The 15,876-nt window shown below is 57.4% G+C and carries 15 protein-coding genes; 6 read left to right on the top strand and 9 right to left on the bottom strand.

Annotated features, from left to right (window positions below; all coding sequences use genetic code 11):
* Nucleotides 1-21 precede the first annotated feature (21 nt).
* The 5 genes from HU722_RS15495 to HU722_RS15475 form a co-directional block, all read right to left on the bottom strand.
* The gene (locus HU722_RS15495; protein ID WP_139113194.1) at nt 22-765 is read right to left on the bottom strand and encodes a fimbria/pilus periplasmic chaperone; all 744 of its coding nucleotides are present in this window, start codon (nt 763-765) and stop codon (nt 22-24) included.
* Nucleotides 762-3,356, bottom strand: coding sequence for an outer membrane usher protein (locus HU722_RS15490; RefSeq protein ID WP_175406703.1), 2,595 nt, complete (start codon nt 3,354-3,356; stop codon nt 762-764). Before HU722_RS15490 ends, HU722_RS15495 begins: the two co-directional genes overlap by 4 nt.
* A gap of 19 nt (nt 3,357-3,375) precedes the next feature.
* A complete protein-coding gene (locus HU722_RS15485; RefSeq protein ID WP_065880547.1) occupies nt 3,376-3,936 on the bottom strand; it encodes a fimbrial protein in 561 nt (186 codons plus the stop codon).
* Between the two features lie 49 nt (nt 3,937-3,985).
* Entirely contained in the window at nt 3,986-4,495 is a 510-nt protein-coding gene (locus HU722_RS15480; protein ID WP_065873242.1) for a fimbrial protein, read from the bottom strand.
* Between the two features lie 492 nt (nt 4,496-4,987).
* Nucleotides 4,988-5,173 carry a hypothetical protein gene (locus HU722_RS15475; RefSeq protein WP_049713265.1) on the bottom strand — a complete coding sequence of 62 codons (186 nt, stop codon included), beginning with the start codon at nt 5,171-5,173 and terminating at the stop codon, nt 4,988-4,990.
* A gap of 307 nt (nt 5,174-5,480) precedes the next feature.
* On the opposite strand from HU722_RS15475, the gene galU reads away from it, so the two are divergent.
* Together galU and gorA are read left to right on the top strand one after the other, a co-directional pair.
* Entirely contained in the window at nt 5,481-6,320 is an 840-nt protein-coding gene (galU, locus tag HU722_RS15470; protein WP_046068218.1) for a UTP--glucose-1-phosphate uridylyltransferase GalU, read from the top strand.
* A 105-nt stretch (nt 6,321-6,425) separates the two neighbouring features.
* Complete coding sequence (gene gorA / locus HU722_RS15465; RefSeq protein ID WP_065873043.1) at nt 6,426-7,784, top strand: glutathione-disulfide reductase; 1,359 nt, start codon at nt 6,426-6,428, stop codon at nt 7,782-7,784.
* Here the strand turns inward: gorA and HU722_RS15460 are convergent, their stop codons facing one another.
* Complete coding sequence (locus tag HU722_RS15460) at nt 7,785-8,792, bottom strand: DNA-binding protein (RefSeq protein WP_065890955.1); 1,008 nt, start codon at nt 8,790-8,792, stop codon at nt 7,785-7,787.
* Between the two features lie 170 nt (nt 8,793-8,962).
* On the opposite strand from HU722_RS15460, the gene HU722_RS15455 reads away from it, so the two are divergent.
* The 3 genes from HU722_RS15455 (at nt 8,963) to ahpF (ending at nt 12,293) form a co-directional block, all read left to right on the top strand.
* Nucleotides 8,963-9,895, top strand: a complete 933-nt coding sequence (locus tag HU722_RS15455; RefSeq protein ID WP_065873045.1) for a site-specific integrase — start codon at nt 8,963-8,965, stop codon at nt 9,893-9,895.
* Nucleotides 9,896-10,040: 145 nt separating this feature from the next.
* Nucleotides 10,041-10,604: an alkyl hydroperoxide reductase subunit C gene (gene ahpC, locus HU722_RS15450; RefSeq protein ID WP_003173835.1), complete on the top strand. Its 564-nt coding sequence runs from the start codon at nt 10,041-10,043 to the stop codon at nt 10,602-10,604.
* 123 nt (nt 10,605-10,727) lie between these two features.
* Nucleotides 10,728-12,293, top strand: a complete 1,566-nt coding sequence (gene ahpF / locus HU722_RS15445; protein WP_065873046.1) for an alkyl hydroperoxide reductase subunit F — start codon at nt 10,728-10,730, stop codon at nt 12,291-12,293.
* Nucleotides 12,294-12,344: 51 nt separating this feature from the next.
* Here the strand turns inward: ahpF and gloA are convergent, their stop codons facing one another.
* Entirely contained in the window at nt 12,345-12,866 is a 522-nt protein-coding gene (gloA, locus tag HU722_RS15440; RefSeq protein ID WP_065873047.1) for a lactoylglutathione lyase, read from the bottom strand.
* A 195-nt stretch (nt 12,867-13,061) separates the two neighbouring features.
* On the opposite strand from gloA, the gene HU722_RS15435 reads away from it, so the two are divergent.
* Nucleotides 13,062-13,598 carry a DUF4946 domain-containing protein gene (locus HU722_RS15435; protein WP_065873243.1) on the top strand — a complete coding sequence of 179 codons (537 nt, stop codon included), beginning with the start codon at nt 13,062-13,064 and terminating at the stop codon, nt 13,596-13,598.
* Between the two features lie 112 nt (nt 13,599-13,710).
* Here HU722_RS15435 and HU722_RS15430 read toward each other — a convergent pair whose 3' ends face one another.
* Nucleotides 13,711-14,076, bottom strand: a complete 366-nt coding sequence (locus HU722_RS15430; protein WP_065873048.1) for a histone-like nucleoid-structuring protein, MvaT/MvaU family — start codon at nt 14,074-14,076, stop codon at nt 13,711-13,713.
* Between the two features lie 198 nt (nt 14,077-14,274).
* Nucleotides 14,275-15,816: an EAL domain-containing protein gene (locus HU722_RS15425; RefSeq protein ID WP_065873049.1), complete on the bottom strand. Its 1,542-nt coding sequence runs from the start codon at nt 15,814-15,816 to the stop codon at nt 14,275-14,277.
* Nucleotides 15,817-15,876 lie beyond the last annotated feature (60 nt).

The following is a 15,876-nucleotide window of genomic DNA, read 5'->3' as shown; positions in this document are numbered from 1 at the left end:
GACGTTCTCCGGCAGCAGGCGCTACTCATTAGGCGCGTTGACTTTGCACGTGTTGCCACTGCAGGTGAAGGCGAGCAGCGGACGTCCACCGTAGTCGTTGACGTAGGACAAATAAGGCGTGGTGCCGAGCGCGGCGGCGGTGGGGCCCAAGGTCAGCGCGCCTTTGGGTGGCACCATCTGTGGCTCGAAGCCCGCCACGGTTTTGCCGTCCTTGGTGCTGCGCGCATCCACCAGGGTCACGTAGTACGGCGTGGGGTTATTCACCGTGTATCGCTCGCCTTCGAGGGTCAGGGTGAGCTTTTCCTGCCAGGGGTTGGACAAGTCTTGTTGGCTTGGGGTAATGGCTTGGGGCCGGTAGAACAACTTGATGCGGGTCTGCAGCGCAATTTGCAGGGTATTGGCCTTGTCGGTGCGTGGCGGAATTTCCCTCAAATTGAAGTAGAAAACCGTTTCGCGATCCTGTGGCAGCGAATTTGCAGCGGGCAACGCCTGTACCTTGACCTGGCTTTGCTTGCCCGGCTCAAGACGTTGAACCGGCGGCAACACGATCAGGGGCGAGGTGATCTTTTTTCCCTCTTCATCTTCCAGCCAGCCCTGGGCCAGATACGGCAGTTGGGTATTGTTGTTGGTGATGTTGACGCTGGTGGCATTTTTGCCTCCATCAAAAATCACGCGGGTACGGTCCAGGCCGACGGCGGCGTTGGCACACGGGCTCAAGCCTACGGCCAGCAATGTGAGGGCGGGGAGTGAGAGACGAATGTTCATGAGGATGTGTTCTCCGTTTCGATGCTGTTGTCGGTCAGCGCTGCTGGATCGGGCGAGGTCTGTTCACTGGCGACCGTCCGGCAGCCCAGTTGCAGGGTGTCGGTCAAGCCATCGGCGGGTAAGGTGTCGGGGAGGGTGAGCACGCATTGTTCGGCGCCGCCCCAGCTCACGGTCATTTGCGCGCCGGCCTGGATACCGCTGAGGTAGACCGCGCCGCCGTCATTCACAATGCCGGTGTCCTGCTGCCGCGCATTCTTCACCGTCGCGCCGAACGGCGGCGTGCTGCCATCCGCCAGACGCACAACCGCCATGGCTTTTTCGCCGGCAATCACGTCCAGGCTGCGGTATCCGATGGCGCCCTCGGTGAGGGTCAACTGGGCAACGGACTGCGTGGCTTCGACGTTCACCGGCAGGCTTTCCAGGTCGACACTGGCCGCTGTGCGCTGATAGCTGCTGATATCGGAAATAACGGCTTTGCCGAAGGCATTGCTGCGTGTTGGGGTGCCGTAGCCTCGCACCGGCACATCGGGTACGCCTGCGGTATCGACCATCAGGCGGGTGCCGCCAGTGCTGTTGGTGCGATGCAGTGCCCCTCCGTGAGGCGTCAGCGTGCCACCACCCCGTGCGGAAACGCTGAGGCTGGCGTACCTGCCTTCTTGTTGGCTGGCTGCCAGATCGATATCTGCCTGATCTCCAACATGGCTCAGGTACCCACTGGCCGCTTTATCGCCGACGCTGAGCTGGTAGCTGTTACGTTCATCGAGGCGATCACTGTAGCGCGTGGATAACGCGTTCTTACCTGCGGTTCGACTGGCGTCCAGGGCCAGTGTGCCGGTGCGGCCCAGGGGCAGACTGACCGACAACGTCACGCCGTTATCCTTATAGTTGTAGTCAAGCGTACGGTATACATTCAGGGACGCACTCATATTCTTGATACTGCCCACATTGAAATAACGTGCTACTGATAAGTTCCAGCGCTGCGTCGCGGGCCGTGCCCAATAAGTTTGTTTGTTGTAGCTTGCATACACGGTGGCGCCCAAGTCACGGAACTGCTTATTAACGGTCGCCGTGTACAGTGCCTTGCTGTCGCCAATGGGTTTCCAACTACTGTCGCGCTCGTTACGCCCGGAAAGTTCGCCGTTCAATCCATAATGGCGAGCATCCAGGTACTCGCTCATGCTTAAGTAATTCCTTTCGGAAAAGCGATAACCTGCAAAAGTAATCTGGCTGTCGTACTGTTCAAAGTGCTTGGAGTATTGAAGGCGGTAGGATTTACCCGCCAATGTTTGATTCCATAGCGTGGCGTGGGACTGAGTGGCATCCAGCGAGACCGCACCGAACATCAACAAGTCACGCCCAACGCCCACAGACAATGCGTGGTAGTTGTTATCCGTTATTGCGCCGCCATACAGCGACCAGCCATTACTGACACCCCACGAGAACTCGCCGCTGCCAAAAAAATCGCCATCGGCGTTGTAATGAAGATTCGATGGGCGGCCAGCCGCCAGTTTGTAGCGCACCTGGCCAGGGCGGGTCAGGTAAGGAACACCGGCGGTATCCATCTGGAAGCTATGCACTGAGCCATCCTGTTCCTCCACCCGCACATCCAGCCTGCCACTGACGGCGTCATTGAGGTCCTGGATCCGAAAGGGGCCTGCCGCCACTAGCGTTTCATAGAGCACACGCCCTTGCTGGCTGATGATGACCCTGGCGTTGGTTTTAGCCACTCCGACAACTTCCGGTGCGTAACCACGCAGGTTGGGAGGTAACTGGCTTTCGTCCGAGTTGAGCGCGGCGCCGGTATACCGGAAGCTGTCAAACAGGTCCGAATACAGGTAGTCCTCGCCAACGATAAGGCGCGCCTTCAGTGCCGGGATGGCGCGATAAGCGTAATAACGACTCCACTCCAGCTTCGGCTGGTTGGATGCATTTTCGCGGTCTCTGTCGACGCGCCCCTGCCAATCCGCCCGCAGCCGCCAAGCGCCGGCGTTAGCCCCCAGCGTGCCGTTGCCGGAGAAATTGTTTCTCGCCTGCTCATGCTTTTGGTAGGTGGACTGGGCCGTTACGTTGTAGTCCATCAGCAGCCCGGGCACCCCATCATCCCAACGCGAGGGGGGATCCCAATTGATGGTGCTGTATTCAAGGTACGCTTGGGGGAGGTTGATGTTCAGCGTAGAGGTCGCCAGATCTCCGCTGACCTCCATGCCTGGCAAGCTTTGAATATCCAGGCATTCGCCGCCTCTCCACCACAAGCGCTCTGCGTCTCCAGACGCTTTCAGGCCCAGTTGCTCGACAATATCGGACGATAAGCAGGCCTGGCTGCCTTTGGGGTCGTTATCGGGGGGGTAAAATGCCACCGACTGCTCAGCGATCGGCTGGCTGTTGAGCTGCACGACCATGGCGTAGGTGCCCGGCAGGATAAATCCGCTGCGCGCAAACTGGGACAAGTCAATATTGGTGCGATCACTGAGATCAAGCACGTCGGTATTAAACTCGATATCCCCGGCGCCCAATGCAGTCCCGGCGAGCGACATAACCCCGCCGAAGAAACCTGGACGCAACGCATGTTTGATTTTCGACGCATTCAACATGAAGGCAATCCATCACTGTTCAAAAGTATTCCAACTCAAACCGCACAGCGGCAAGATGAGCGCCCGGCACCAAAGGCAGTCCGTTGCCGACTAGACGAAGCGTGTAGTCGAGTGTCATGTCGCCTTCCTTTAATGGGTGTAAGCCCATTGGCACACCTGGGACACTTTCCTGACCTGCTGAATCCCAGATATGAAACGCGACGCCTTGCGAATCACCGAAAGCCGTGAAAGAGCGACCTTCTCTATCGCGAGCGCCGTCAAACGTGACGCGCAGGTGCTGCCAGTCGGGCAGGGTTTCACCGGGGCGCGACGGGTCAGGGCGAGTTAATGAGCAATTGACCAGGCGCAACTGGAAGGGGTGAGGTGCGCCTACGGTATTGCGCAACAGGCGACCGATGGGTTCGGGAGGCATCTCGATGGATTGATCGGCGCTGGCCAATTCCAGCCCGCACGCAGAGTCAATGACCTCTCCATTTAACGTGACGATGCCATCGCCTTGGGTGGGTACCTGCCCGGCAACGCCTGGACTGATGAACATCGTCAGAGAAGAGGCGAGTGCGACGCTTATGAATGTTTTCACCGTTATCTCCCATCAGATTCCCCCGCCACTGAGGTGGCGGGGGAAGCGCTTACTGATAAGCCAGGGTGAAATTGGTGACGGCGCTGAAATCACCTGGGACGATGTCACCCGTGGCGCCACCTTTTACATAAGCGCCGAACTCCAGCGTGTTGTCCCCGGCCACAATCCCTTGAGGCGTGGTGGGAACACCCAGTTCAACGGGGGTGTTGCCGTGGGTCATCATGATGCCGATGTTGCCGGCGCCGCCGACGGTGCCGATTCCGCCTGGAACGGCAGAAGACGGCGCGGCGGTGAAGGTCGTGGTCACGGTGTTATCCGTAAGACCCGTCAGGTCACAGCCTTCCAGTTTAATCAGCACGCTCCGAGGGTTGGAGGAACCGCCCGCTTGCAGTTGATGCTTGGCAATCGCCCCTAGGGGAATGGTCTGGTCGACTGATTCAGGTTTGATGGAGCAGGCACCCGAGTGGACTGATCCGGTAAACGTAATTGTTCCATCTGCCGCCTGGGCACCGGACATCGAGCCGACCAACAGCCCAATAGACAACAGCGCAGTTTTCATTTCATTTTTCATCAGCAAAGACCCATCTATAAGTAACCGTCACAAAGAAACCCTGCAGGCAGGCGTGGACCCACCGTCGCGTCTTAATCTAAAACGTGCGGGGCACTCAGTTCGGCGCTGATCGCATTGCAGATAAAGTATCGGATCTTCCAATTACTTGTATTGCAAATGGCGGCTACGCTCGAACTTGGGCCATTGTCAGGCTTGTGTTAAAAGAATTAAATCGTCTAATTCGCTTAGTTGCGTAGCCTTATCATATGACCGCTTGTAAGAGGGGTATGGCATTTTGCCAAAAATCAATAATTGCCTGTAAGACATTAACTACAAACAGTTTTGGATGGGTTTTTAGTTGTTATCAGGGCTGTAAGAATAGGATTACAGGATCATTGGTGCAACACTGTCCAGTGTCGCTTTGTTACTGCGCAACAACCCTTTATAGGTGCCCACAAAAAAGCCCCGTACAACGGGGCTTCATGCGCAGCGCAGCGGAACTTACTTGCCTTTCGGCCGTTTGCTCGACGCGTGACCCGCTTCATCCACAAATACTTCGGCTACCGCAATCGCTTGGCTTTCGGTGGCGAAGGCCCCGGCGACACTGTCGCCGTGGAAATTGATCAGGTGCCAACCGTCCGCTCGCTGCGTGATCAGGTAGCCGTTTACGCCTTTGGGTTCTGACATCTATCAATCTCGTCGTGTGGTTCAAGGGCGTAATGATAGCGCCAAATGTTGCAGGGCCGGGCAAGTTATTCTAGGTCAGTGTCCTGATCGCAAAAGCATGCTAAAAAGGATGCAGCCCATAGAAACACTGAGGTGCAGGCGTTTTTTGCCGTGTCGGTGGAGACCCTCTTCACAAGACCAGCGGAACTTACGCTGACATTTTTTCTCTATGATGACATCGCAACGCCAGCAGGACCCATTGTAAGGTGCCTGCGGCCTCATTAGACTGCGCCGAATTCCGTACGCACAGCCCTTTGTAAGGACCCATATGATCAAGAAATGCTTGTTCCCAGCAGCCGGTTACGGCACTCGCTTCTTGCCAGCGACCAAGGCCATGCCCAAAGAGATGCTGCCGGTGGTGAACAAGCCACTGATTCAGTACGGCGTCGAAGAGGCACTGGATGCCGGTCTGAACGAAATCTCCATTGTGACCGGCCGTGGTAAGCGCGCGCTGGAAGATCACTTCGACATCAGCTACGAGCTGGAAAACCAGATCAAAGGCACCGACAAAGAGAAATACCTGGTCGGCATCCGCAAGCTGCTGGACGAGTGCTCGTTCTCCTACACCCGTCAGACTCAGATGAAAGGCCTCGGCCACGCTATCCTGACCGGTCGCCCGCTGATCGGTGACGAACCGTTCGCTGTGGTACTGGCGGATGACCTGTGTGTGAACCTCGACGGCGACGGCGTGCTGACCCAAATGGTCAAGCTGTACCAGAAATACCGTTGCACCATTGTTGCGGTCATGGAAGTCGATCCATCGCAAACCAACAAATACGGCGTGATTGCCGGTGACGACATTGGCGACGGCCTGATCCGCGTTCGTGACATGGTCGAGAAGCCAGCCCCTGAAGATGCGCCGTCGAACCTGGCGATCATCGGTCGTTACATCCTGACGCCGGACATCTTCAAACTGATCGAAGAAACGGAGCCAGGTAAAGGCGGCGAGATCCAGATCACTGACGCCCTGATGAAGCAAGCCAAAGATGGTTGCGTGATCGCCTACAAATTCAAAGGCCAGCGTTTTGACTGCGGCGGCGCTGAAGGCTACATCGAAGCGACCAACTTCTGCTTTGAGCACTTCTACAAGACCGGCAAGGCTTACTGATCCACGTTAGCCCGTCTGTTGTAAGAGAAAGCCACCTTCGGGTGGCTTTTTCGTTTTTCAGCCCCATCTAAGTCGGTATGCTGATGTCCTGCCGAGGAGAGTGAAATGGCCTACGATTTTGACCTGTATGTAATTGGCGCCGGTTCCGGCGGTGTTCGCGCAGCGCGTTTTGCCGCTGGCTTTGGTGCCAAGGTGGCCGTGGCGGAAAGCCGCTACCTGGGTGGTACTTGCGTCAACGTCGGCTGCGTGCCGAAAAAACTGTTGGTGTACGGCGCACATTTTTCCGAAGATTTCGAGCAGGCCAGCGGGTTTGGCTGGTCTCTGGGGGAAGCGAACTTTGATTGGGCGACCCTGATCGCCAATAAAGACCGTGAAATCAACCGCCTGAACGGCATCTACCGCAACCTGCTGGTCAACAGCGGCGTGACCCTGCATGAGGGGCATGCGCGCCTGGTTGATCCGCATCAGGTGGAAATCAACGGTGAGCGCTTTACCGCCAAACACATTCTGATCGCCACCGGTGGCTGGCCGCAGATTCCGGAGATTCCAGGGCGTGAACACGCGATTGGCTCCAATGAGGCGTTTTTCCTCAAAGCGTTGCCTAAGCGCGTGCTGGTGGTTGGCGGGGGTTATATCGCGGTTGAATTCGCTGGGATTTTCCACGGCTTGGGCGCCCAGACCTCGTTGCTGTATCGCGGTGACCTGTTCCTGCGCGGCTTCGACGGTTCGGTGCGCACGCACCTGAAGGACGAGTTGACCAAGCGCGGCCTGGACCTGCAATTCAATGCCGACATCGAGCGCATCGACAAACAAGCGGATGGCAGCCTCAAAGCCACGCTGAAAGACGGTCGCGTGCTGGAGGCTGACTGCGTGTTCTACGCCACAGGTCGGCGTCCGATGCTGGACAATCTGGGGCTGGAAAACACCGGGGTCAAACTCGACAAGCGCGGTTTCGTTGAAGTGGATGATCTGTACCAGACCGCCGAAGCGTCGATCCTGGCCATCGGCGACGTGATCGGGCGCGTGCAACTGACACCGGTTGCCCTGGCCGAAGGCATGGCCGTGGCGCGGCGCCTGTTCAAGCCGGAGCAATATCGCCCTGTGGATTACGCGATGATCCCGACCGCGGTATTCAGCCTGCCAAACATCGGCACGGTTGGCCTGAGCGAAGAAGAAGCGAAAGAGAAGGGCCATAAGGTGCAGGTCTTCGAAAGCCGTTTCCGGCCGATGAAGTTGACCCTGACCGAATGTCAGGAAAAGACCCTGATGAAGTTAGTGGTCGACGCCGACACCGACAAGGTGCTGGGTTGTCACATGGTCGGCCCGGATGCCGGTGAGATCGTCCAGGGCCTGGCGATTGCGCTCAAGGCGGGCGCGACCAAGCAACATTTCGATGAGACCATCGGCGTGCATCCCACGGCGGCGGAAGAGTTCGTCACCATGCGCACGCCAGTGGCGAACTGATCAAGCCTCGGGTGTTGCCTCTGGCGCCGCTGCAATGGCGGCGGCCAGGCGCAATGCCTCAATGCTTGCCTGGGCCTTGATCAGGTCCAGTTCCAGGGTTTTGTTGGTGTGCTGGTGTTCGGTCAACGCTTCCTGGCGTGATTGGCTCTCCAGCACGGCAACCCGCAGACGCTCCTGAAGCAGGGTGCGTTCGCTTTCAATCAGGCTTACCTGCTCGCTCAGTTGGAGCTGCTGAGCCTGGTCTTTGCGCGATTGTTCTTGCAGCGCAGCCAGCTCCTTCGCGGTCACGCGATGTTCGATCAACAGTCGCTCATTGTCGCGATGCAGTTGGGTGATCTCATCCTGGCGCACCATCGCGCTCTGCTGGGCCTGGCGCAATTCGGCCTGTACCTGTTGCAGCTGCCCTTCGTGGCGGCGCTGTTCCTGTTCGCGCTGTTCCTTGATCGCATTGCGGTAATGCTCCAGGGCATCGCGGGCGTGCAGGTGCTTTTCTTCCAGCGAACGAATCTGTTCGTCCTTGTCGTTGATCCGTAGCTCGTAATCGCTGCACGCCTGGCTCAGCCCGGCGTTACGGGTTTGCTCGGTCTGCAGGCTGGTGCTGGCCGTTTGCAGCGCTGCGCTTTCTTCTGCCAGGGCCGCGGATTGGATATCGAATTGTTGCTTGAGTTGGCTGTGAGCCTCCTCAAGGTCTTCGATCTGGGCGAGCAGGGCGGCTTTCTGCTGCTCGAATTGCGCCAGGGCCAGATCGATTGGCTCCTGGGCTTTCTCCTTCAGGCGTTGAGCCAGCCGCGCCACCAGCTCGCCAAGCTCATCGTCGATCGGCGCTTCGGTGATGGTGAGGCGGGTTTCGCTCTCGTCCAGCTCCTTTAAATACCGATGAATCGTGGTTTTAGAGCCCGTGTTACCCATTTCGATACGCACCGCGTCGATGCTGGGGTTTTCGCCGCGGGCGATGATCGCCAGGCGTGCCGTTTGAACTACTGCTTTATTGATGCCGCCGCGAGCCATGGGGTCTCCGTCGATTTAGTGCCGTGGTACGTAGTATGTATTTACGTACTATATCATGCATTAAAACTTGTTGAAAATCATGAATTAACAGATGGGATATTGGCGTATTATCCCGTGTCATCAGCGTTTTATCCGCGAAAACACCTGCCAGCAGTACGAATAGGCCTTCTATGAGCGATCTCGATCGTTATCTCAACGCCGCCACCCGCGACAACACGCGACGCAGTTATCGCGCCGCTATCGAGCACTTTGAAGTGAGTTGGGGCGGGTTCCTGCCTGCGACCAGCGACAGCGTGGCGCGCTACCTGGTCGCTCACGCAGGCGTGTTGGCCGTCAACACCTTGAAGCTGCGCCTGTCGGCGTTGGCGCAATGGCATACGAGCCAGGGGTTTCCCGACCCGACCAAAGCACCGGTGGTGCGCAAGGTGCTCAAGGGCATTCGTGCCGTGCACCCAGCGCAGGAGAAGCAAGCCGAGCCGTTGCAGCTCAAGCATTTGGAACAGGTGGTTGCTTCGCTTGAGGTCGACGCGAAAGAGGCAGCCCAGGCACAGGATCAGCCCCGGTTGCTGCGTGCCAAGCGGGATACTGCGCTGATTCTGTTGGGTTTCTGGCGTGGCTTTCGCAGCGATGAGCTGTGTCGCCTCGATATTGAGCATGTGCAGGCCACACCGGGTACCGGCATTAGCCTTTATCTACCGCGCAGCAAAAGCGACCGCGACAACCTCGGCAAGACTTATCACACCCCGGCGCTGCTGCGTTTGTGCCCGGTGCAAGCCTACAGTGAATGGCTCAGTGCCTCGGCCCTGGTGCGTGGCTCGGTGTTTCGCGGCATTGATCGCTGGGGCAACCTCGGGGCGGAGGGGTTGCACCCCAACAGCGTGATTCCATTGTTGCGCCAGGCGCTGGAACGCGCCGGCATCCCCGCCGAGCAATACACCAGCCACTCATTGCGCCGAGGCTTTGCCACGTGGGCGCATCGCAGTGGCTGGGATTTGAAGTCGTTGATGAGTTACGTCGGCTGGAGCGACATGAAATCTGCCATGCGCTATGTTGAAGCGACGCCCTTTCTAGGCATGACTTTGGCGACGCAACCGCTGCTTTGAGATTTCTTCTATTAATACAGTCACCTGATAGGGAAAACCAATCGTCAGCATGAGGTTTGCCAATGAGCCATCGTCAGAGAGAGTCGGTAGGATTCACTTCATCAACTTACTAAGCCCTTCTACAAACCCTGACGGAGAGTCAACGATGCCTATCATCAACAGCCAAGTAAAACCGTTCAAAGCGACCGCCTACAAAAACGGCAACTTCGTCGATGTGACCGACGCTGACCTGAAAGGCAAATGGTCCGTTGTGTTCTTCTACCCAGCCGACTTCACCTTCGTTTGCCCAACCGAACTGGAAGACCTGGCTGACAACTACGCCGAATTCCAGAAGCTGGGCGTCGAGATCTACAGCGTTTCCACCGACACCCACTTTGCCCACGCTGCCTGGCACAACACTTCGCCAGCCATCGGCAAAATCCAGTACACCATGATCGGCGACCCAACCCTGACCATCTCCCGCAACTTCGACGTACTGATCGAAGAAGCTGGCCTGGCAGACCGCGGTACGTTCGTGATCAACCCAGAAGGTCAGATCAAGATCGTTGAGCTGAACGACGGTGGTGTTGGCCGTGACGCTTCCGAGCTGCTGCGCAAAATCAAAGCCGCTCAGTACGTAGCTGCCCACCCAGGCGAAGTGTGCCCAGCCAAGTGGAAAGAAGGCGAGGCCACTTTGGCTCCGTCCCTGGACCTGGTCGGCAAGATCTAAGTCTGTGAAGCCTCAAGGGCGGTATTCCGCACCTACCCAGTAAGCTGCAACCGCCCTCAAAAACGCCCGGGCGAGATTCGCTCGGGCGTTTTTTTATACCCAGAATTCAAGGAAATCGCCCGTATGTTGGACGCCAATCTTAAAGCTCAGTTGAAGTCATACCTGGAGCGGGTCACCCAGCCGATCGAGATCGTTGCCTCTCTCGACGACGGTGCGAAATCCCAGGAAATGCTTGCCCTTCTTCAGGACGTCGTCAGCCTCACTACGCTGATTACCCTGAAAACCGATGGCGATGATGCGCGTAAGCCTTCGTTCTCCATCAACCGCCCGGGTGCCGAGATCAGCCTGCGTTTCGCCGGTATCCCCATGGGCCATGAATTCACTTCGTTGGTGTTGGCCCTGCTGCAAGTCGGTGGCCACCCGTCGAAGGCCAGTGTCGAAGTGATTGAACAGATTCGCGCCCTTAAAGGCGAGTTCAGCTTCGAGACGTACTTCTCGCTGTCGTGCCAGAACTGCCCGGACGTGGTCCAGGCGCTGAACCTGATGGCTGTGCTTAACCCGAACATCCGCCACGTCGCTATCGACGGCGCGTTGTTCCAGGCTGAAGTCGACGAGCGCCAGGTCATGGCAGTGCCGAGCGTGTACCTCAATGGTGTGAACTTCGGCCAGGGCCGCATGGGCCTGGAAGAGATCCTCGCCAAGCTCGACACCAGCGGTATCGAAAAGGCCGCCGAGAAAATCAGCGCCAAAGACGCCTTTGACGTCCTTGTCGTCGGCGGTGGCCCGGCCGGTTCTGCGGCTGCGATCTACGCCGCACGTAAAGGCATTCGTACCGGCGTGGCGGCTGAGCGTTTTGGTGGGCAGGTGCTGGACACCATGTCCATCGAGAACTTTATCTCGGTACAGGAAACCGAAGGCCCGAAACTGGCCAGCGCCCTGGAAGCCCACGTGCGTCAGTACGACGTGGACATCATGAACCTGCAGCGTGCCAGCAGCCTGATCCCTGCGAAAAACGCCGGTGAGTTGCACGAGATTCGCTTCGAAAGCGGTGCGACGCTCAAGTCCAAAACCGTGATCCTGGCCACCGGTGCTCGCTGGCGGGAAATGGGTGTGCCGGGCGAGCAGGAATACAAGGCTAAAGGCGTGTGTTTCTGCCCACACTGCGATGGCCCGTTGTTCAAGGGCAAGCGTGTGGCAGTGATCGGCGGCGGTAACTCCGGCGTTGAAGCGGCCATCGACTTGGCCGGGATCGTCAGCCACGTCACCTTGCTTGAGTTCGACAGCAAGTTGCGCGCCGACGCTGTGTTGCAGCGCAAGCTTTACAGCCTGCCGAACGTTGACGTGATCACCAGTGCACTGACCAGTGAAGTGAAAGGCGATGGCCAGAAAGTCACCGGCTTGGCGTACAAGGATCGCGACAGCGGCGAGTTTAAGACTATCGACCTCGAAGGTATCTTCGTGCAGATCGGTTTGCTGCCCAACACCGATTGGCTCAAAGGCACTGTCGAGCTGACGCCTCGCGGCGAGATCATCGTCGATGCGCGTGGCGAGACTTCATTGCCAGGTGTGTTTGCTGCCGGCGACGTCACGACTGTGCCCTACAAGCAGATTGTGATCGCAGTGGGCGAGGGCGCCAAAGCTTCACTGAGTGCTTTCGATCACTTGATACGTACTTCCGCGCCGGCGTAAATCCCGGGCCGGAAATGAAAAACCCCATGAGCGATCATGGGGTTTTTTTGTTTACATCGGCGCTGGCTGAATGATCTCAACCCAGTACGCATCCGGGTCCTTGATGAATGCCAGGCTTTTCATGCGGCCATCGCTCAGGCGCTTCTGGAAGTCACAGCCCAGGGCTTCGAAACGCTCACAGGCCGCGACGATATCCGGTACCGAGATGCAGATGTGGCCAAAGCCACGCGGGTCGGTGTTGCCGTTGTGGTAGGCGAAGTCGGCGTCGTTTTCGGTGCCGTGGTTGTGAGTCAGCTCCAGGATACCTGGGATCGACTTCATCCACTGGGTACGTTCGGCAGCGTCGGCCGGGATCTGGGATTTGTCCACCAGGGCCAGGAAGTACAGGCTGAATTCGGCTTCCGGGAAGTCGCGTTTCTCAACCAGCGAAAAGCCCAGGACGCGCGTGTAGAAGTCCAGCGACTGGGTGATGTCCTTGACCCGCAGCATGGTGTGGTTGAACACGAAGTTCGTGGTGGCGGTGTCAGGTTGGGCAGTGACGCCCGGGAAAGTGTTCAGTTCGTGCAGGCTCATGGGCCCTCCAGAAAAAATGGGGCAAACGCGGCTCTAAGATGTGAGCAGGTCCTTGGCTTGCGGCTGGCATCCTTGCAGCCAGGGCATGATACGCAAGGCCTGCGCCGCGCGCCAAATGAAAAAGGCCACACAGGCCTTGCGACCAGTGGGGCAGGGCCTCAAACTTTGGCGCTTGAACCTTGGGTGTTTTTCGCAATGATCGAACTTCGTAAACCGTTGTTGAGCGCTGTGTGTTTGCTGTTGGGCAGTCCTTTCGTATTGGCGGCCGACCCTGAGATTCATTGGCCCAGCGGCTGGCAAATCGAAGAGGTGACGCCCGATGGCGACGCGCCCGGTAAACCTCAGCCTGTCTCTCGGCAACGGGCGATCAAGAACGATGAAAACGGCGCGACCTTGATGGTCATGGAGTTGACCGGCACGCCGATTGAGGCGGGGCACAAGGTTAATCTTCAAGGTGTACTGCTGGAGATGCGCAAGTCGATTCAGAAAGATTTTGCCCAGGGCGGTTATCAAAGTGTGTGCAGCAAGATGCGCCCTACAACATTGAGCCGTCTTGATGCGCTGGAAACTACCTGTGTGATAACCGAAAACGGGCGTCACGTGCTTTCGCAAACATTGGTCGGGGCGGTTGATGCCGATAAGGCGTATGTTTTTTCATACGCGGGGCAGGCGAATGCATACGAGGCAAGCAAGGACGAAGTCAGTTCGGTGCGCGATAGCCTGAAACTTTAAGTATGTAATGCCCATCGATTATGAACATGATGAAACGTTATTTAAGTTCGATTTCGAACCGTTGAAATAAAAAAGCCCCGCATAAGCGGGGCTCTTTGTTAGTGCGGTGTGATCAGCCGCGCAGCCAGGAATCTACAGTGGTGGCGCCGTACTGTTCTTTCCAGGCCTTGAGGCCACGGTGGTTCCCGCCTTTAGTTTCGATCAGCTCACCGGTGTGTGGGTTCTGGTAAACCTTGACCACGCGTGCACGGCGCTGTTTTGGTGCGGTAGCGGCAGCAGCGCTGGACTTGCCAGGGTTTGGATCAAGGATGGAAATGATGTCGCGCAGGCCTTTGCCATAGGTCTTCATCAGGGCTTGAAGCTTTTCTTCGAATTCGATTTCTTTCTTCAGGCCGGCGTCGTTCTTCAGGGATTCCAGCTGGGCAAGCTGCTCTTGAAGGGCCTTTTCTGCTGCGCGAAATTCGGCGAGTCTGGACAAAATCTGTACTCCAATAATGGTGTTGGCTGATATCAACTGCAGACAAAGCTATAAACCAAGCGCTTTAAGGCGACCCAAGAAAGAAGTCGTCCTGCGAATTCTGCACAGGCAGGAAAAATTGTAGTAGTTAATCCGCTGCGAGTAAATCATGTCTTTTGTCTAAATAACATTATTTCAGGGCATAGAGTGTGTGGCTATTCAATGGCTGGCTAGGGATTTAATAAATTCATCGCAGGGCAAAGGCCTTCCGAACAGATAGCCCTGCAGGAAATCCACACCTTGACTGGCTAGATAATCACACTGTTGAGCGGTTTCCACACCCTCTGCAACGATGCCCAGGTCGAGCTTGCCAGACAGTTCTATAATGCTGTCCAGAATATGCCGTGATAGTGCATCGGCGCCGATCATGGCGACAAAACTCTGGTCGATCTTCAAGTAGTCGACATTGAAGTTGCGCAAGTAACCCAGGCTGGAATGACCGGTGCCAAAGTCGTCGATGGCAATCATCACGCCCAGTTCATGCAGCGCGTCGAACAAGCGCCGGGTGATATCGCTGGGCTCGATCAACTCACGTTCGGTCAGTTCCAGCACCAGCGTCACTTGGCCCACGGGGAAGGCGGCGAGAAACTCCCGACAGTCATTCACCAGCGCCAGGTCCTGGCAATGGCGTGCGGTGATATTTACGCCGATATGAAAGCCAGGGCTGAAGCGCGCGGCGTGCGGCGACAGTTGCGCGGCGGTCTGGCGCAACAGGGCGCGGGTCATCGGCACAATCAGGCCCGAATGCTCGGCCAGGGGGATGAACAGGTCAGGACGCACCAGACCTTCCTTCGGGTGTTGCCAGCGCATCAAAACTTCGCAGCCGGCCCACTCGCGCGTATCGCCGCGCACCACTGGCTGGAAATACGGAATGAATTCATTGGCGCCCAGCGCCCGTTGCAGTTCCTGGGTCGGCGCTGAAGAGCGCTTTTGCAGCCAATGCGCCAATACGCCCGCCAGCACGCCAAAGAACACCACCAGGCTGAACAACGCCGCATACCGGGCCTGCATGTACCGCCACACTTCACCTGCCGGCATGCCAGCGGTGACGCTGTAGTGATAGCGATCGGATACCAGCTGATGATGCGCCACCGCAAAAACGGGTGTGGCGGTGTTAAGCACCTTGCCATCAGCCCCTAGCCAATTTGGGCCAACTTGCAGGACCAGGTAGGCGTAACGGCTGATCAAGCGCAGCGCGTTGGTCAGGTGATAGCCATCAATCGACGCAAAAGCGGCCTTGTCGCCGTCGACCAACCGGTAAACCAGTAGAGCGGTATCCGGCGTCACCGGGTTGCCATTCATCAACCATAAGCGGCCGTCGACGTAGTCATCCGGGTTGACCGGTGACGCGTAGTTATCGCCAAACAGCGAGCTGCAATAGATATTTTTCTGCCAGGACAAGGTGGTCGCGCGCACAAACGGCCGACGCGTGACCTGTTCGCGCAGGGCCAACTGTGCACTGTTGTCACAAGGTTGCCCCGCCAAAGGCAGCAAGGCCTGGGCGGCGAGTGCGGTGTTATCGAGCATCAAGTCGAATTGGCGCACGGCTTCCTGGGCTGTCTGGGCGGTGCTTTGCTGCAGGGTGCGTTCGGCTTGCCAGTGCAGGATGACCAGCCCGAGTGCAATCGGCAGCAAGGCACTCAAGGATGTGATCAAGTAACGCGTGGCGCGTTTTCGCGGGCCGTTGATGGTCAGGGGCATGAAGTAAACGGCCTGTTGCCTGTGTCAGATTCAATCGATGATAGTTGGCTTGGCCCAAAT

This window comes from Pseudomonas tritici, from assembly GCF_014268275.3.
GTDB classification, from domain to species: Bacteria; Pseudomonadota; Gammaproteobacteria; order Pseudomonadales; family Pseudomonadaceae; genus Aquipseudomonas; species Aquipseudomonas tritici.
Note: the sequence above shows the minus strand (reverse complement) of the source record. Positions and strands in the feature narration are given on the sequence as shown.